Annotated in this window: 21 protein-coding genes; 10 read left to right on the forward strand and 11 right to left on the reverse strand. The window is 35.9% G+C overall.

Annotated elements, in window-relative coordinates; genetic code table 11:
• Nucleotides 1–186 precede the first annotated feature (186 nt).
• Genes IGI65_RS12620 through IGI65_RS12635 form a run of 4 tightly spaced genes read right to left on the reverse strand, consistent with a single transcriptional unit; the run spans nucleotide 187 to nucleotide 4,002 of the window.
• On the reverse strand, nucleotides 187–1,260 hold the full coding sequence (locus IGI65_RS12620) for an ABC transporter substrate-binding protein (protein WP_438774255.1): 1,074 nt from the start codon (nucleotides 1,258–1,260) through the stop codon (nucleotides 187–189).
• A complete protein-coding gene (locus IGI65_RS12625; protein ID WP_412256952.1) occupies nucleotides 1,257–2,096 on the reverse strand; it encodes an ABC transporter permease in 840 nt (279 codons plus the stop codon). Before IGI65_RS12625 ends, IGI65_RS12620 begins: the two co-directional genes overlap by 4 nt.
• Nucleotides 2,093–2,902 (reverse strand): ABC transporter permease, encoded by an 810-nt coding sequence (locus IGI65_RS12630; RefSeq protein WP_071865387.1) that lies wholly within the window; start codon nucleotides 2,900–2,902, stop codon nucleotides 2,093–2,095. The genes IGI65_RS12625 and IGI65_RS12630 overlap by 4 nt, the downstream gene beginning before the upstream one ends.
• An 11-nt stretch (nucleotides 2,903–2,913) precedes the next feature.
• A complete protein-coding gene (locus IGI65_RS12635) occupies nucleotides 2,914–4,002 on the reverse strand; it encodes an ABC transporter ATP-binding protein (protein ID WP_071865388.1) in 1,089 nt (362 codons plus the stop codon).
• 298 nt (nucleotides 4,003–4,300) lie between these two features.
• Here IGI65_RS12635 and IGI65_RS12640 point away from each other — a divergent pair, with 298 nt between their 5' ends.
• Genes IGI65_RS12640 through IGI65_RS12655 form a run of 4 tightly spaced genes read left to right on the forward strand, consistent with a single transcriptional unit; the run spans nucleotide 4,301 to nucleotide 7,283 of the window.
• Nucleotides 4,301–5,284: a YhdH/YhfP family quinone oxidoreductase gene (locus IGI65_RS12640; RefSeq protein WP_438774256.1), complete on the forward strand. Its 984-nt coding sequence runs from the start codon at nucleotides 4,301–4,303 to the stop codon at nucleotides 5,282–5,284.
• Between the two features lie 12 nt (nucleotides 5,285–5,296).
• Nucleotides 5,297–6,052, forward strand: a complete 756-nt coding sequence (coaB, locus tag IGI65_RS12645; protein ID WP_438774257.1) for a phosphopantothenate--cysteine ligase — start codon at nucleotides 5,297–5,299, stop codon at nucleotides 6,050–6,052.
• A 20-nt stretch (nucleotides 6,053–6,072) separates the two neighbouring features.
• The gene (gene coaC, locus IGI65_RS12650; protein ID WP_071865391.1) at nucleotides 6,073–6,630 is read left to right on the forward strand and encodes a phosphopantothenoylcysteine decarboxylase; all 558 of its coding nucleotides are present in this window, start codon (nucleotides 6,073–6,075) and stop codon (nucleotides 6,628–6,630) included.
• Entirely contained in the window at nucleotides 6,630–7,283 is a 654-nt protein-coding gene (locus IGI65_RS12655) for an ECF transporter S component (protein WP_071865392.1), read from the forward strand. Before coaC ends, IGI65_RS12655 begins: the two co-directional genes overlap by 1 nt.
• Nucleotides 7,284–7,331: 48 nt before the next feature.
• Here IGI65_RS12655 and murB read toward each other — a convergent pair whose 3' ends face one another.
• Together murB and IGI65_RS12665 are read right to left on the reverse strand one after the other, a co-directional pair.
• Nucleotides 7,332–8,228 carry a UDP-N-acetylmuramate dehydrogenase gene (murB, locus tag IGI65_RS12660; protein WP_438774258.1) on the reverse strand — a complete coding sequence of 299 codons (897 nt, stop codon included), beginning with the start codon at nucleotides 8,226–8,228 and terminating at the stop codon, nucleotides 7,332–7,334.
• Between the two features lie 65 nt (nucleotides 8,229–8,293).
• The gene (locus tag IGI65_RS12665) at nucleotides 8,294–9,193 is read right to left on the reverse strand and encodes a Gfo/Idh/MocA family protein (protein ID WP_438774259.1); all 900 of its coding nucleotides are present in this window, start codon (nucleotides 9,191–9,193) and stop codon (nucleotides 8,294–8,296) included.
• Between the two features lie 93 nt (nucleotides 9,194–9,286).
• On the opposite strand from IGI65_RS12665, the gene IGI65_RS12670 reads away from it, so the two are divergent.
• Both IGI65_RS12670 and IGI65_RS12675 read left to right on the forward strand, forming a co-directional pair.
• Nucleotides 9,287–10,042 carry an exodeoxyribonuclease III gene (locus tag IGI65_RS12670; protein ID WP_438774260.1) on the forward strand — a complete coding sequence of 252 codons (756 nt, stop codon included), beginning with the start codon at nucleotides 9,287–9,289 and terminating at the stop codon, nucleotides 10,040–10,042.
• A gap of 78 nt (nucleotides 10,043–10,120) precedes the next feature.
• Complete coding sequence (locus IGI65_RS12675; RefSeq protein ID WP_071865396.1) at nucleotides 10,121–10,654, forward strand: 3'-5' exonuclease; 534 nt, start codon at nucleotides 10,121–10,123, stop codon at nucleotides 10,652–10,654.
• A gap of 95 nt (nucleotides 10,655–10,749) precedes the next feature.
• On the opposite strand, the gene IGI65_RS12680 is transcribed toward IGI65_RS12675, so the two are convergent.
• The 4 genes from IGI65_RS12680 to IGI65_RS12695 all read right to left on the reverse strand — a co-directional run bounded on the left by IGI65_RS12680 (nucleotide 10,750) and on the right by IGI65_RS12695 (nucleotide 13,739).
• Nucleotides 10,750–11,271 carry a GNAT family N-acetyltransferase gene (locus IGI65_RS12680; RefSeq protein ID WP_071865397.1) on the reverse strand — a complete coding sequence of 174 codons (522 nt, stop codon included), beginning with the start codon at nucleotides 11,269–11,271 and terminating at the stop codon, nucleotides 10,750–10,752.
• Nucleotides 11,268–11,738, reverse strand: a complete 471-nt coding sequence (gene tsaE, locus IGI65_RS12685) for a tRNA (adenosine(37)-N6)-threonylcarbamoyltransferase complex ATPase subunit type 1 TsaE (protein ID WP_412256941.1) — start codon at nucleotides 11,736–11,738, stop codon at nucleotides 11,268–11,270. The genes IGI65_RS12680 and tsaE overlap by 4 nt, the downstream gene beginning before the upstream one ends.
• 161 nt (nucleotides 11,739–11,899) lie before the next feature.
• Entirely contained in the window at nucleotides 11,900–12,886 is a 987-nt protein-coding gene (gene pta, locus IGI65_RS12690) for a phosphate acetyltransferase (RefSeq protein ID WP_438774261.1), read from the reverse strand.
• A 163-nt stretch (nucleotides 12,887–13,049) separates the two neighbouring features.
• Entirely contained in the window at nucleotides 13,050–13,739 is a 690-nt protein-coding gene (locus tag IGI65_RS12695; protein ID WP_438774262.1) for a uracil-DNA glycosylase, read from the reverse strand.
• A 224-nt stretch (nucleotides 13,740–13,963) separates the two neighbouring features.
• On the opposite strand from IGI65_RS12695, the gene IGI65_RS12700 reads away from it, so the two are divergent.
• Together IGI65_RS12700 and IGI65_RS12705 are read left to right on the forward strand one after the other, a co-directional pair.
• Entirely contained in the window at nucleotides 13,964–14,836 is an 873-nt protein-coding gene (locus tag IGI65_RS12700; RefSeq protein WP_438774263.1) for a Cof-type HAD-IIB family hydrolase, read from the forward strand.
• Between the two features lie 48 nt (nucleotides 14,837–14,884).
• Nucleotides 14,885–15,397, forward strand: coding sequence for an LURP-one-related/scramblase family protein (locus IGI65_RS12705; protein ID WP_071865402.1), 513 nt, complete (start codon nucleotides 14,885–14,887; stop codon nucleotides 15,395–15,397).
• Between the two features lie 234 nt (nucleotides 15,398–15,631).
• Here IGI65_RS12705 and IGI65_RS12710 read toward each other — a convergent pair whose 3' ends face one another.
• Nucleotides 15,632–16,198, reverse strand: coding sequence for a GNAT family N-acetyltransferase (locus IGI65_RS12710; RefSeq protein WP_438774264.1), 567 nt, complete (start codon nucleotides 16,196–16,198; stop codon nucleotides 15,632–15,634).
• 124 nt (nucleotides 16,199–16,322) lie between these two features.
• Between IGI65_RS12710 and nrdI the strand changes: the two genes are divergently transcribed.
• Both nrdI and IGI65_RS12720 read left to right on the forward strand, forming a co-directional pair.
• Complete coding sequence (gene nrdI / locus IGI65_RS12715) at nucleotides 16,323–16,766, forward strand: class Ib ribonucleoside-diphosphate reductase assembly flavoprotein NrdI (protein ID WP_438774265.1); 444 nt, start codon at nucleotides 16,323–16,325, stop codon at nucleotides 16,764–16,766.
• A 126-nt stretch (nucleotides 16,767–16,892) separates the two neighbouring features.
• Complete coding sequence (locus IGI65_RS12720) at nucleotides 16,893–17,255, forward strand: hypothetical protein (protein WP_071865405.1); 363 nt, start codon at nucleotides 16,893–16,895, stop codon at nucleotides 17,253–17,255.
• The last annotated feature ends 83 nt before the right edge of the window (nucleotides 17,256–17,338 follow it).

The raw sequence follows: 17,338 nt of genomic DNA on the forward strand, positions 1-17,338 counted from the left end.
TCTTTCAATTTTTAAATACAATAAATACTTACTAGTACATTACGTGAGAGAAATTTTTGAGAGAAAAAATAAAATAACATCGAAAAAGCTAATTTTTGAGAGAAATTTGAGAAACCAATAGCGAAAACGGTAGATGGAGATGTCCAAAAATTATTGATAATACGCCGTTTCCATTGTAGATTCTCCCTATTTCCGATACATCTTAAGCTCTAAGAATAAATCATTGTATATCCCCAAGTATTTTTTCCCTAAATCTTGATAAACTTCTAAATGTTTAAGCATTTCATCAGTAGGATAAAACTGTTTATCTTCAATAATTTCTTTAGGTAGAAGTTTCATAGCTGCTTTATTAGGCGTGGAGTAACCGATATATTCTGCGTTTTGAGCGGCATTTTCAGGACGCAACATAAAATTGATAAAATCATATGCTCCAGCTTTATTTTGAGCAGTTTTAGGGATGACTATATTATCAAACCATAAATTTGAGCCTTCCGCTGGGATAACATAATGTAGATGTGGATTTTCAGCTATCATATCAGCAGCTTCACCAGAAAAAGTCACAGCAACCATGCTTTCTTCATTGGCCATATAGATTTTGATTTCATCAGCGACAATGGCTTTAATATTAGGCGTTAATCCTTTTAATTTATTCACCGCAGCATTTAACTGGGCATCATTTTTACTATTTAATGAATAACCAAGGCTGTTTAACCCCAAGCCAATCACTTCACGCGCACCATCAATTAACATGATATTGTCACGAAACTTCTCATTCCATAAGTCTCGCCAATATTTTAACTCATCTGCTTTGGCAAATTTGTCATTGTAGACAATTCCTAAAGTTCCCCAGAAATAAGGAACAGAGTATTTATTTTCAGGATCAAAACTTTGATTCAAAAAATCTTCATGAATGTTATTTAAACCTTTGATTTTACTATGATCTAAAGGTAAAACTAGTTTTTCTTGAATCATTTTTTGAATCATATACTCACTTGGAATGGTGATATCATAAGCAGTCCCACCTTGTTGTATCTTAGTAAACATCGCTTCATTTGAATCAAAAGTTTCATAATTGACTTTATAGCCAGTTTCCTTTTCAAATTTCTTTAAAAGATCTGGGTCAATATAATCGCCCCAGTTATATATATTTAATACTTTTGCGCCAGCCATACCACTAGTATGTTCTAAGCGATTAACGGCAAAAACTAAAACTAAAATCACAGCGATAATACCAATAAAAAGAGATTGTAATTTTTTCATCGTAATTCTGGCACCTCCACTTTCTTGCGGCGGTTCTTTTGCTTTTTACTGCGATTATCTTTACTGATGAAATAATACCCAATCACAAGGACCATTGAAAAGATAAACACTAATGTACTTAACGCATTAATCTCTAGGCTAATTCCTTGTCTTGCCCGGGAATAAATTTCAACAGATAACGTCGTAAAGCCATTACCTGTCACAAAGAAAGTTACAGCAAAATCATCAAGGGAATACGTAAAGGCCATGAAATAACCTGCAATAACTCCTGGTGCCAAATAAGGCAAAATGATATTTTGCAATACTTGCAAATTGTTTGCCCCTAAATCGCGAGCCGCATCAATCATGGAATCATTCATTTCTTTTAATCTTGGTAAAACCATTAAAACGACAATCGGGATTGAAAACGCAATATGTGATAATAAAACACTAAAAAAGCCTAAGCTGAAGTTTTTGAAAATATTACCTAAAAGTGTAAATAAGATCAAAAAGCTCGCGCCAATAATGACATCTGGTGATACTAATAAAATATTATTCGCACTTAAAAACGCATTACGCCAACGTCTTTTTTTCGTATAATAGATTCCCATTGCACCAAACGTACCAATTATGGTGGCTAATAATGCTGATAAAAAAGCCAACATAAAGGTATTTAACACGATAATAATCAAACGTGTGTCTTCAAAAACAGCTTTGTAGTGTTGCAAACTAAAACCTGTAAAGCTATTCATATTTTCCCCAGCGTTAAAAGAATAAAAAATTAAATAAAAAATCGGAATATACAAAATGATAAAAACAAATACAAGGTAAAGGTTCGACCAACGAAATTTCTTCATTTTTTGACGCCCCCTTTACGTTTTTCCCCAGTTAAGCTCATCACGATAAACATCGCGATAATTAAAATCACACCAATCGTAGAACCCATCCCCCAGTTTTGGGTCACGAGGAAATGTTGTTCGATGGCCGTCCCTAAGGTAATCACCCGATTACCGCCAATTAGACGCGTCAACATGAATAAAGAAAGGGACGGGATAAAGACTGCTTGCACACCGCTTTTTACCCCATTTAAAGAAAGAGGAAAAATCACGCGCCGAAATGTTTCTAAACTATTAGCTCCTAAATCACGACTAGCAAAAACTAACGAAGGATTAATTTCCTCTAAAGCATTGAAAATGGGTAAAATCATAAACGGTAATTCAATATAAGTCGCTACTACTAAGAAACTAAAGTCGGTAAATAAAATCTGTTTTGGCGCGATACCAAATAATCCTAAAAAGTTATTAATCCCGCCATGAACACCAAAGATACCAATAAAGGCATAAGCTTTTAGCAACAAATTAATCCACGTCGGTAAAATAATTAACAACAACCATAAATCTTTATGCTGTAACTTAGTTAAAAAGTACGCAGTAGGATAGCTAATCACTAAGGTAAACAGTGTAATCAAAAATGCGTACCAAACCGAATTTAAGGTCATCATTAAATACTTACCCGAACCAAGATAAGTTTCATAATTTGATAAAGAAAAATTACCATTCATATCAAAAAAAGATTGATAAATAATTAGTAAGACCGGAGCAATCACAAATAGAAGCAGCCAAATATAATAGGGTACGGAATAAAAACGTCTTAATTTAGTCATAGTCTCTCCCCCTATTCATCATAGCTTTCTAAACGAGCATCAAAATCAGCTTCTGATTCGTTAAAGCGCATAACATGGATATCTTCTGGTTCAAAATACAAGCCAATTTGGCTACCTTCAACAGCTTTTTTCGTTGAATGAACCATCCATTCATTTTGCTGCTCATCGTAGCAAATAATTTCATAATGCACACCGCGAAAGAGTTGGGTATCAACTTTTACAATTAATTTTCCTTTTTCAACAGAAGTTAAAGACAAATCTTCTGGGCGTAAAACTACTTCCACCGGTTCATTTGGTCGCATCCCGCTATCGACACATTCAAATTTTTTACCGACAAATTCCACCAGATTGTCTTCAATCATAGTACCTGCCACAATATTACTTTCCCCGACAAAATCTGCTACAAAATGATTGATCGGCTCATCATAAATATCAACTGGTGTCCCACTTTGAACAATTTTACCGTGGTTCATAACAAAAATTTCATCACTCATTGCCAAAGCCTCTTCTTGGTCATGGGTAACAAAAATAAAGGTAATGCCTAATCGTTGTTGTAGTTCTCGTAATTCATATTGCATGTCGGTTCGCAATTTTAAATCCAAGGCTGATAGTGGTTCATCTAATAGTAAAACTTTAGGTTCGTTGACAATCGCTCTAGCAATCGCTACTCGTTGTCTTTGCCCCCCTGACATTTCACTGATTTCACGTTTTTCATAACCTTTTAATTGAACTAAACGTAAAGCTTCCATTACGCGTTTTTCAATCTGATCTTTGGGAACTTTTTTTATTTTCATGCCAAAAGCCACATTATCAAAAACATTCATATGCGGAAATAACGCATAGTCTTGAAAAACTGTATTGACTTGGCGTTGGTTTGCTGGAACATCATTTATTTTTTGCCCGTCAAAGAAGATATCTCCTTCTGTAGCATCTAAAAAGCCGGCAATAATCCGTAAAATTGTCGTTTTCCCACAACCAGAAGGTCCTAAAAGGGTATAAAACTTGCCCTCCTCGATCTCAAAACTGACATTTTTTAATACCGTATCTTCATCGTCGTAACGTTTGGTCACATTTTTAAATGAGATGATGGATTTAGCCACTTTTTCTCCCCCTTTTTCATTTCAATATTTTTTGTCATACTCATTAAGAATACTGATAAATGAACAAAAAACAAGTCCTAATTCAATCATAGCAAAAACTTACTAAATTGTATTACAATAACTATTTTTTACATTACCCATTCTTTTATTTTATCGCTTTAAAAAAGGATATTTAAAAAATTTGACTATTTTTTTCACTTCTAAACTTTTCCCTTAGACACGAGAAAACTTCCCTAAGTATTTTTTTATCTTATGGTATGATGAAGAAAATTAAATTGTTTTTTTATGGAGGGGTATCATGGCCGATCAATTTTATTCATTTGTCGTTAACAACCAAGATGAAAACGTAAGTGCTACTTTATTAGAACAAGATTTCAGCTCCCTTGATTCTAATGGCGTTATTGTGAAAATTGCGTATTCATCTTTAAACTTTAAAGATGCATTAGCAACTCAGGCAAAAACAGGTGTTGTGCGTAACTATCCTTTAACTTTAGGAATTGACTTAGCCGGTACGGTTATAAAAAGTTCAGATCCACGCTTTCTAGCAGGTGATGAAGTGCTTGCAACAGGTTATGGTCTAGGCGTTACTCATGCTGGTGGTTTAAGTGAATATCAAAGTGTACCCGCTGATTGGTTAGTAAAATTACCACAAAATTTAAGTTTAAAAGAAAGTATGATTTACGGAACAGCTGGATTTACCGCTGCCTTAGCAGTAGCAAAAATTAACGAAAATATAGCAAAAGATGAAGCTGTCTTAGTGACCGGGGCATCTGGTGGTGTTGGAAGTATCGCAATTGCCTTATTGCATCAACTAGGCTATCAAAAGATTATTGCCACAAGCCGAAAAACTGCGGTAAAATCTTGGCTAGAAAATTTAGGAGCAACTGAGTTTATTGCCCCTGAAATATTAATTCCAGCTAAAATTCGACCATTAGCCAAACAACAATTTGCTGGCATCATCGATACTGTCGGAGGCGAACTTTTAACGGCTTTATTGCCCCAACTTCACTATGAAGGAGTAGCCGCTCTTTGTGGTAACGCTGGTGGTATCCAATTAAACACTACTGTTTTACCCTTTATTTTACGTGGCATAAAAGTTTTTGGCATTGATTCTGTTAATCAGCCGATGACTACGCGCCAAGAAATGTGGCGACTTTTAGCAACCGATTGGAAAGTAACTGATCAATTAAAGTATGATGAAGTGCCTTTAAATGCTGTTAAAGAAGTAACAGCTGCTTTACTTAATGGTACCCATGAAGGACGTAGTGTTATTAAAATGTAAAGGAAGATTTGTATGCGAATTTTAATCACCGCTGGCGGGACGTCAGAAAAAATTGACGATGTCCGCTCTATTACCAATCATTCTAGTGGTCGTTTAGGTGTAGCCATCGCTAATGCCTTTTATGAGGAGACGACTACAATCGACTATGTGACAACAACCAGTGCACAAAAACCCAGTAACACTAATATTAACTTACACTTGATTAGTGATACAAAAAATTTAAGTACTACCCTAGAGTCACTATTATCACAAAATCACTACGATGCCGTTATTCACAGTATGGCTGTCAGTGACTTTACGCCGGCTACAAGTTTATCAGAAGAACAATTATTGACCGCTTTAAATCGTTTGTTGAAAAATTATCAAGGTAATTCTTTAAACATGACCGATTTAACAAATGAAATTCGTGAATTGGAAAAATTACCAGTAACAGAGAAAAAAATCTCATCTGAAACGGATCATCTATTTCTAATTTTAAAGAAAAATCCAAAAATTATTCAGTTAATTAAGCAATTACAACCAGAAACGATTTTAGTTGGCTTCAAACTGTTAGTGGATGTTTCCTTTAATGAACTCTATACCGTAGCTATGAATAGTATTAAAAAAAATCAGGCTGACTTTATTTTAGCCAATGATTTAACGAAAGTCGGTGAAAAACAGCATCTGGGCTATTTAATTGCACAAGATGGCAGTTACACCACTGGCACTACCAAACAAGAAATTGCCGAACTGATTAAAGCAGCAATTGTGACGGCTTCAAAAAAATAATTGTATAAAGGAGAAAAATTATGCGCCAACAACATATTTTACTAGGTGTCTCGGCTAGTATTTCAGCTTATAAAGCAGCAGATTTAACAAATGAATTAACCAAACGCGGCTATGCAGTGGATGTTTTAATGACAAAAAACAGCACCCAATTCATTACCCCACTTACCTTGCAAACATTATCCAAACGACCAGTCCATACCGATGTAATGACTGAACGAAGAGCTGATTTAGTCAATCACATTGAGTTAGCCAAACATGCAGATTTACTTTTAATTGCTCCTGCTACTGCAAATATTATCGGCAAACTTGCAAATGGTATTGCTGATGATATGGTGACGACTGTGGCAATGGCGTTAGAAACCAAAGTACCTAAATTAATTGCTCCTGCCATGAATACCTACATGTATCAAAACCCAGTCATGGAAAAAAATCTTGCCACTTTAAAAGACTTCGGGTATAAAGAAATAGAACCACGTGAAGCGCTGCTTGCTTGTGGTGATTTTGGTCGCGGCGCACTAGCAACGAATGAAACTATCATTAAAGCAGTAGAAGCGACGCTAAGTAAAAGGAGTTTATGATGAAAAACAGCAAAACATTTGATCTTGTGTTAACTGCACTCTTTTTAGGTATCATGATTTTAATGAGTCTTGTACCTTTTTTAGGTTTTATCCCAATTGGACCGTTAAATGCGACAATTTTACATGTCCCTGTAATTATCGGTTCCATTATTTTAGGTCCTCGTTTAGGTGCCTTTCTCGGTTTTTCAATGGGGATTATGAGCGTATACAATTCCACCACCAGACCCAATCCGCTATCTTTTGTCTTCTCACCTTTTATTAACGTTATTGGGACAAATCATGGCGATTGGAAAGCATTAATTGTCGCTATTCTCCCCCGTATTTTGATTGGTGTAGTTCCATTTTTTGTCTATAAATATGGGCGGCGTTTACTAAAAAATAAAGCCAATAGCATCACTTTATTTATCGCCGGAATTAGTGGTGGTTTAACCAATACGCTATTAGTAATGAATCTAATTTATTTTCTCTTTCAAAATAGTTATGCCACTTATGTTAGTCAAAGTGGACAAAGTCACGATTTCTTATATGGCGCTATTTTAACGGTTATTTTCACGCAAGGTATTCCAGAAGCCATTGTAGCCGGGGTTGTAACGGCTGCTGTTTGTAGCATTTTATTACGACTTACTAAAAAGAATCGCACAGAAATGTATTAAAAAGAATAAAATAAGCGGTGTGACAAACTTTTGTCACACCGCTTATTTTTATTCTTCACCAATAATCCGGACTTCTGTTTCCAATGCCACATCAAATTTTTCTTTAATCGTTTTTTGAATGTAGGCGATTAGTTCGACATAATCTGTCGCTGTCGCATTATCAACGTTCACAATAAAGCCTGCATGTTTTTCAGATATTTGGGCGCCGCCCCATTTCATTCCTTGTAAACCAGCATCTTGAATAAGTTTGCCTGTAAAATGTCCGACTGGGCGTTTAAAGACACTCCCGCAAGAAGGATATTCTAAAGGTTGCTTTAATTGACGTAAAGCAGTTAGTTCATCCATCCGTGCTTTAATCATTTCGTGATTTCCTTTTTTTAATTGGAAACGAGCTGATAAAATAATCGCCCCCAAATCTTGAACTGCGCTGTGACGATATGAAAAATTCATTTCATCATGATTTAATGTCTTGATTGTACCATCAGCAAATAATACCTCACAACTGGCAAAAACATCTTTAATCTCGCCATCATAAGCACCTGCATTCATAAAGACAGCACCGCCGATACTTCCAGGGATACCACTAGCAAATTCAAAGCCAGCTAAATTTTCTTTTAAAGCAGCATAAGTGGTATCAATTAATTTTGCCCCCGCTTGTGCTTCTACAATCGTATCTTTGACACTCACTTTTGTCATTTGACTTAACATAATAACGAGTCCGCGAATACCACCATCCCGAACAATTAAATTACTCGCATTGCCTAAAACTAACCATGGAATATCATTTTCCCGACAGTAATCCACTAAAGCTTTCGTTTCAGTTTCACTTTTAGGAAAAGCTAAAACATCGGCTGGGCCACCAGTTTTGGTAAATGTATAATTCATTAACGGTTCATCTAATAAAATACTAATCTCAGGAAAAGCTTGTTTAAATGCATCTTTCATGAAAAATTTTCCTCTCTTTTAAAAACATCCCACTCATTTTAGCACGTCAAGGAAAATCTTGCCACCTAGGCTTGACTTTTGGCAAGCAGTTCCGCACATAACTGATGGCTAACGATAACATTTTCTTGTAAGGGTTGTTCATTTTTTTCCACCGCAGCTAAAAATTGAGTGACCATGTCTTCAAATCCACGCTTTGCTAAAGTTGTCTGCCAATCGTCACCACTTAATTGCAGACTGCCTTTAGAATTTAATTCCGTTAAATTTGTTAGATTTTCAAGAATTAACGTTTTAGCGGGACTTGTCACCTCGTAACGCTCATAATTGGCGCCACTTCTTAAATCCATTGTAATCGTCGCACTCATCTTTTCACTGGTAAGTAACATCGTCGCATATTCCAAGTTATTGTCTGTCACTTGCAAATCACCGTAAGCTAGTTTTGGCGTACCAGGCATTAAATAGACTGCTGTATCGACTAAATGTAAAAATAAATCATAAACTAAAAACTCAGGCGTACCCCGACCCGCAATCCGATTTTTTTGCAGGTGCAGTTGTCTTTTGTCAGGTAAATCTTTTAAATGTTTCATATAAGGTGCATAACGTCTATTAAAACCTAACATTAAAATTAAATTTTTGGCAGCCGCAAGTTGATATAATTCTTTAGTTTCCGATAAACTTTCTGTCAGCGGCTTATCGACAAAAACATGAATTCCTTTTTTTAAACATGCTTTTACCAGCTCATAATGACTTTTAGTTGCGCTATGAATGAAACAAGCAGTAATATTTTGCTCGAATAATTCGGTGATATTTTCATATACATGTAAAAAGCCATAACGTTTTTTGAGTAAGTCTTGAACTTCTTTATTACGCGTCGCAAAGTAAAAGTGGGCTTCATCTTGTTTTTTTAAATACGTCGGTAAATAAGCCTTTTGGGCAATATTGCCAATTCCTAGGACACCGATTTTCATTAAAACACTTCCTTTAGTTGCCTTTTCTTTCATCTTACACCATTTTTCGCTAAAATAAATAAGAATGTTAATAGGGATAAAGGAGGAAAAATTTTGAAATTAATCTCTTGGAACGTCAACGGCTTACGGGCAGTGATGAAAAAGAATTTTATGGAGGTCTTTAACGAATTAGATGCTGACTTTTTCTGTTTACAAGAAACGAAATTACAAGCCGGTCAAATTGAAATGGACTTACCTAATTACTATGAATACTGGAATTATGCTGAGAAAAAAGGCTATTCTGGAACAGCTATTTTCGCAAAAAAAGAAGCGCTTAATGTGACTTATGGAATTGGTATTGATCACCATGATTTAGAAGGCCGAGTGATTACTTTAGAATATCCGGAATTTTACTTAGTCGACTGCTATACCCCAAACTCACAAAATGAACTAAAACGGCTGGATTACCGTATGACTTGGGAAGATGATTTTCGTAATTATTTAGTTACACTGAACCAGACAAAACCAGTTATTCTGTGTGGTGATTTAAATGTTGCCCATGAAAATATTGATTTAAAAAATTGGAAAACCAATCGCAAAAATGCCGGTTTCACGGATGAAGAAAGAAGTAAGTTCACTGCATTATTAAATGCTGGCTTTATTGATAGCTTCCGCTATTTTTATCCCGAACTTGAAGGAGTTTATTCTTGGTGGAGTTATCGCTTTAACGCCCGAAAGAATAATGCGGGTTGGCGAATTGACTACTTTGTGGTTTCAGAAGACTTAAAAGACAAACTAGTGGATGCAAAAATTCATACAGAAATTTTTGGCAGCGATCATTGTCCGGTTGAACTGGATTTAAATTTTTAATTTGTGTTAAAAAGACGATGGAATAATTGCATCTATCGTCTTTTTTGTGCTAAATTACACGAAGAAAGGACGATTAAAATGAATTTTATTGCAATGGATTTTGAAACAGCTAATCACGAAAAACATAGTGCTTGTTCACTGGCTTTAGTGATGGTACGCAATAGTAAAATTGTCGGTGAATACTACTCTTTAATTAAACCGGAAACTCCTTTTTTCTGGCGTAATATTCAAATTCACGGTATTCATCCGGAAGATGTTGTAAACGCGCCTAAATTTCCTGCTGTTTGGGAACAAATTTCGCAATATTATAATCAAAACAGTTTAATTGTCGCCCATAACGCGCCATTTGATAACGGAGTTTTAGCTGGTTGCCTTGAGTATTATGGCTTGGAAAAACAACCCTATCTATCCCTTTGCACCGCGCGTTCTAGCCGCAAACTATACCCTGAATTTCCTAATCACCGTTTAAATACAATGTGTGATATGCTAGATATTACATTAAATAATCACCACGATGCTTTAGAAGATAGCCGTGCTTGTGCTGAAATTTTATTACGGCAAGAAGCAGAATTTGGTACTGATCCGTTAAAAAAATTAGTGACAATCAAATAGACGTAACGTTTGTATAGCTTAATAGCTAACAGACGTTACGTCTATTTTTTTATTTACAAAAACTCTTGGGACTCTTTACTGTTTTAAAAAGGAACTCAATCAATCAAAAGTGCCATTAAATAAGCGTCAATAAACTCATTTTGCCTAGTTAAAAAGCTTCTTTGCATTTTACCTTCTTTAATAAAACCAAATTTTTGATAAAGATGAATTGCTCTTTTGTTACGCGCTTGAACTGTCAACTCTAATCGACGAATAACACCGGAGTTTTCTGCCCACCAGATAATTTCTTCCATCATGGCAGCGCCTAGTCCCATGCCCCAGTACTCTTTTAAAATGGAGATACCAACTTCGCCAATATGCGCGACGCGGGGGTTATCTTCGGCTAAAACAGAAGCCATGCCGATAATTTTTTCTCCTGCTAAAGCTACTAATGATAAATTATTTTTACTTTCCAAAAAAGCGCCTAATTGCATGGCTAATTGTTCTTCAGTCAATGAAAGGCCGTGCTCATCCATAATTAGAAAATCCGTTTCACTGCCGATTTTTTTCATCACTTGTAAAAGTTGCGGAGCGTCAGTTGGTTGGGTAGGTCGAATGGTTACGGCTACATCTGTCATGCTTTATTCTCCCAAGTATTTAAAATCCGTTTCAAAAAGGCTGCACTTTGGCTACCAAAAGCTGTAAATTCCGCCGTACGGGCATTATCGTCGTGCTCAACTTTTCTTAAGGTTAATTCTAAATAATCGACTGGCATTCCATCAGCTAGTAGTTGTCCCCACTCTACTACAGATAATCCTTCACCTTCAAAATATTCTTCTAATCCCAATTCCTCAGCATCGGCTCCAATCCGATAAACATCCATGTGATAAAGGGGTAGGCGGCCTTCTTCATATTCGCGAATAATCGTATACGTCGGACTTTTTACCATTCTTTTTACACCAAGTCCTTGGGCGATGCCTTTTGTAATTGTCGTCTTTCCTGCCCCCAGTTCACCTGTCAAAATAATGACATCACCAGCAGTGGCACATTCACCAATAATCTGGCCTAGTTTTTCTGTTGCCAAAAGATCTGTTAAAGCGATCATGCTCGCTCCTCCTCACCAATAAATATATCTACTTTTAGTAAAAGCTTTGCTAAGTATAACTGGGACAATAGCAGAATGCAAAAACAAACACTACAAATTTAACAACTTAGACTATTAAAAAAGGCGTGACAAAAATATTGTCACGCCTCTACTTGACTACTTTATTTAGCAATGTTTAAAGTTTGTGCTGCTGTAATAATAGATAATTTGTAAACATCTTCTTCATTTGCACCACGAGATAAATCAGAAACAGGTTTGTTTAAACCTTGTAAGATTGGTCCAATCGCTTCAAAGTTACCGAAGCGTTGTGCAATTTTATAGCCGATGTTACCAGATTGTAATTCAGGGAAAACAAAGACAGTCGCTTTACCAGCAACAGCTGACTCTGGCGCTTTTAGTTGCCCAACAGCTGAAACGTAAGCTGCATCAAATTGTAATTCACCATCTAAAATAATATCTGGTGCCATTTCTTTTGCAATTTTTGTCGCTTCAACAACTTTATCTACTTCTGGTGCTTTAGCAGAACCTTTTGTAGAAAAACTTAATAATGCCACTTTAGGATCGATATCAAATAATTCAGCAGTTTCAGCTGAAGCTACCGCAATTTCTGCTAACTCTTGAGCAGAGGGGTTGACATTAATCGCACAATCAGAGAATAAATATTTTTCTTGATCGCGGCCACGAACCATTAAGAATGCACCACTGGTACGGCTAACACCTGGTTTTGTTTTAATAATTTGAAGCGCAGGACGAACAGTATCGCCGGTTGAGTGAATCGCACCAGAAACCATTCCATCTGTTACACCCATGTAAGTTAACATGGTACCAAAGTAGTTCACATCTTTTAAAATTTCTTCTGCTTGTTCTTTAGTGGCTTTACCTTTACGGCGTTCCACAAATGCTTCAACCATTTTATCCCAATCTGCGTAGTTATCAGGATCAAGAATTTCAAATTGATCAATGGTAATACCACGAGCTGCAGCAGCTTTTGAAACTTCGTCTTTATTTCCAATCAAAACTGGTGTAATTAATTCTTCTGCCTTCAAACGTGCAGCTGCACCTAAAATACGTGAATCAGTTGCTTCTGGAAAAGCAATTTTGATGCCTCGACGTACAATTTTAAATTTTAAACTATCAAATAATTCCACCGGAATTACCTCCTGTATTTTTTCTCTCCCTCATCATACACTATTCACAAAAAAAAGAACAGTTATTTTTGCTGTTATAGTAAAAAGCACCGGTTTTTTGTTCTTAATTTCACATAGTTCCGTTTTTATTATATAACAGTAAACGCTTTATTATTACACTGTGTTATACAGTTGTTGGATCGTGTGGTAGTTCCCAATTAATTGGCTTTTCACCAAAAGAAACTAAAGCAGCATTAGCTTTTGAAAAAGGACGTGAACCAAAAAAACCGCGATGTGCCGATAATGGACTTGGATGCGGTGAAGCTATAACGACATGGTGCTTTTGATCAATCATTTTGATTTTGTCTTGCGCGCCTTTGCCCCATAAAATGAAAACAATCGGCTTTTGTCTTTCGTTTAACTTCTCTATAATTTTATCTGTTAGTTGCTCCCAGCCTTTACCGCGATGCGAATAAGCTTGTCCTTCTCGCACTGTTAACACTGTATTTAAAAGTAAAACACCTTGTTTTGCCCAGCTCGTTAAATAGCCATGATTAACCGGTGCTATCCCTAAATCACTTTGTAATTCTTTATAAATATTTTGCAAAGAAGGCGGAATTTTGACACCAGGTTGAACGGAAAAAGATAACCCATGAGCTTGGTTAGCTCCGTGATAAGGATCTTGACCTAAAATAACGACTTTGACCGCTTCATAAGGCGTTAGTTCTAGCGCTTCAAAAATATGATACATATCTGGATAAATTTTTTGGGTCTGATATTCTTGTTTTAAAAACTCCCGCAACTCTAAGTAGTAAGGTTTATTAAATTCAGGTGCTAAGATTTCTTGCCAACTGTTATGAATAATTGTTTTCATGGCTACCCCCTATAATAACTATTGATAAAATGGACAATTTTTTTCGTACTGCCAGCTTAAATCGGTTTTATCTTCCCAAGTTATTGTAGCCTAAATGTCTAGGATTGTCTTTGAAACCGCCACAAATTTGTCCAAATCTATGTTAAACTGAAAGCGTATGAAAGTTCGTAAAATGAACTCCCTCAGCTTTTTACATTAGATTTTAAGGATGGTGTCACCTATTTATGATTAAATTAATTGCCTCTGACATGGATGGAACGTTATTAAATTCCCGCATGCAGATTTCTGTCGAAAATATTGCCGCGATTAAATATGCAAAAGAACATGGGATTGAATTTATGGTGGCTACTGGGCGTAACCGAGAAGAAGCCTTACCTGCTTTAGAACAAGCAGGCATTAAATGCGCCATGATTAACTTAAATGGTGCTCAAGTTTTTGACGAGGACGGAAATTCATTATTTACCGTTCCAATTGAACTAGATGTGGTTTCAGAAATTTTAGATACTTTACGTGCTGCTGATATTTATTATGAAGTAGCAACAAACGAAGGACTTTATTCAGAAAGCCAAGCAAAAAGAATTGAAAATTTTTCGGAACACATGGCAGAATTAATGCCCCATTTAACGCATAAAATGGCGATTGCGATGACCTCGGCACAATTAGAATTTTTACCGGTAAATTATGTCGCCGATATTAAAACACTTTTAACGAAACCTCATTTTGAAGTTTTAAAAATTATTTGTTTTCATAAAGATGGTCCAGCCGTATTAGGACCAGTGGCAAAACAATTAGATCAAAATGAAACATTACATGTGACTTCTTCTGGACAAAATAATATTGAAATCAATCATCGTGATGCCCAAAAAGGAATTGCAGTCGCCCATGTTGCCAAAGAACGGAATATCGCATTGTCTGAAGTGATGACAATTGGCGACAATATGAACGATTTAAGTATGATTCAACTAGCTGGGGTGAGTTTTGCGATGGGAAATGCTAAAATTGAATTGAAAGAAAACGCCAAGTATTTAACCGCGACTAACATTGATTCAGGTGTTGGTAAAGCCATTATGCGAGCAATTGACGAAAATTTGGCGTAAACTAAAAGACGAGTAGAAGCTTTAGCGAATGAATAAGGAGGCGCTAGGATGTCTGAATTTTTTATTCAAGACAAACAGTTGAGTTCCATCACCCGTACCATTGTCAAAGACGAAAAAGGAAAATCTTTGTTTTTACTCGTGGGACGTTGGGGAACAAAAGGTGATGCGCTCTCTCTTTATAAAATGAACGGGGAAATGGTAGCCAGTATCAAGCAGATTAGTTTTACTTTTGGGACACGTTTTGAAATTTACAAAAATTTTGAAAAAGTCGGTACTTTACAAAAGATTTTTCGCTGGCCTGGTGATTTTTATTATATTCAACAACTTCATTGGACAGTCCAAGGTAATATTTACCAACATCAATATAGTATTCGCCATTTCAATCATCTTATTATGAAAATGGATAAAGCCACTTTATTTTCTGGCGACTACTACGTTTTAGATGTGACAAATGACGATGATGCGCCGGTTTGTATTTGTATTGCAGCCATTATGGACTATTGGCTTTATAATCGCAGCAAATCACAAAAATTGGATTACCGCCTTACTCCCAATTGCTAAATAACTACTAAATTCATTAATTGCATTTTATTTGCCAGCCTCTATGCGCTGGCTTTTTACCTGTTTTTGCTATTAAAGAACTTCCAAATCGCACTTTTTCTCTAGTCACTTAGATTTTTACCTTAGGAAATTAAAGAAAAAATTTGCTACGCTATTTTCCAGATAACAATTTCTATCACACTTAAAGAAAGTATCGGCATATAAAAAAAGACCGCTAAAAACAGCGGTCTTTTTTTAAGCTATTGGTTTTTGCATATGTTCATATTGATGGCCAGCAATCATGGTTTTGGCAACAGTATTAAAGCCATTGCGCTCATATAATCGCTTTGCACCAGGATTTTGTTCATCTACACTCAATCCGATGACGCTTTCTCCATCTCGTTTAGCAATTTGCGGTAGTGCCGCTAATAATTCGCCGCCAATCCCCTGCCCGCGAAATTCTTTTGAAACAGAAATAGAATCTAAGTACCATTCGGGTTCAATCGTTTCAGGATCGGTAAAAAGACGAGTATCTTTAGGGATATCAAATTTTTCTAGTAATGGAATTAAAGGCTCATCAATCGTTTTTTCTGCACTAGCTGGATAGCCATAAGCCACACCGGCAACTTTGCCATCAATTTCTTTAACCAATGCACGTTTATAACCATAACGATAATCGCCAATAGCGACACTTTCTTCTAACAAGGCCAAAGTTTTTTTGGCGCCATATTTTTTAACAAAAGGTAACTCCATATCTTCTAAAATGACTAATACAAGTGGCGCAATAGCAGCTGCATCAGACTTTTTTGCATAACGTATCATGTTATCAACCTCCACCAGTAAGCTTACCATGTCCCATGTATTTTACCAAGTGGGTCTACTATAAATTTCTAAAAAAAGCATGTTATAATTCAAAGCGAAGTACTAATAAAAAGGAGTAACTTAAATGAACATTTACTATATGTCAATTTCTGGCAACACGCGCGCATTTGTGACAAATTTACAAAAATATGCACAAAGCCAACATGAGAAAAATAACGCAAATCCTCCTATCACCCTTTACGCAGTAGATGACAATACATTACCAGAGCCTATCACAGCACCTTTTTTTGTTTTTGTTCCCACTTATTTAGAAGGTGGCAATGGGGTGGATAATGGCGATCAGGAAATTTTAACTGAAGCCTTAAGAGAATATATTGCTTATGAAGATAACCAGAAAAATTGTTTAGGAATTGTTGGAAGCGGGAATAAGAATTTTAATCGACAATACTGTTTAACGGCTAAACAATATGCCGCTCAATTTAATTGTCCTTTTTTAGCTGACTATGAGCTACGCGGCACACCAAAAGATGTCGAGCGAATCTATCAAATTTTATTAGCGGCATTATAAAAATTTTTGTCACCATCATACTTTTAATTAATACCGTGAATAGAATAATTAGCTTTTGACAATATATTTAAGTAAAACTCCTTTCTTTTAGCGTACTTGTTAGTAGAAAAAGAAAGGAGTTTTGTTATGAAACTTTATCACATTCGAAAAGAAAATGGTTTTAATCAACACACATTTTATGGTTGGTTAAAAGAAACTGGGCTAATTGAAAAAGGTCCGGCAGGCTATATTCCCGGTCCAATGGCCTGGGAGGAAATGGCGCTTTTAACAACTAAAAAAATTGATGACACAGGTAAAGTACGCAATGTTACGCAAGTTACTGTCTCAAAAAGCAAAGTCGCTGACTTAATTACTGCCTATTTAAACAGTGGTAAACCTAATCTCTACAATAAACGTAAACAAGAAGAAGAATTACAATTAAAATTACAAGAACTACAAAAACGTTTAGAAAAGATTGAATCTAAGCTGACTCAACTGCCGCTAACATAGTTTTTTATTCAGAAAATTAGAATTAATTAAATTTGTTAGCACTAGACCACAATCTTTTGAACCGTTCTCCTACAAGTAAACTG

The organism is Enterococcus sp. DIV0755b, assembly GCF_051713765.1.
In the GTDB taxonomy this organism is placed as follows: Bacteria; Bacillota; Bacilli; order Lactobacillales; family Enterococcaceae; genus Enterococcus_C; species Enterococcus_C canintestini.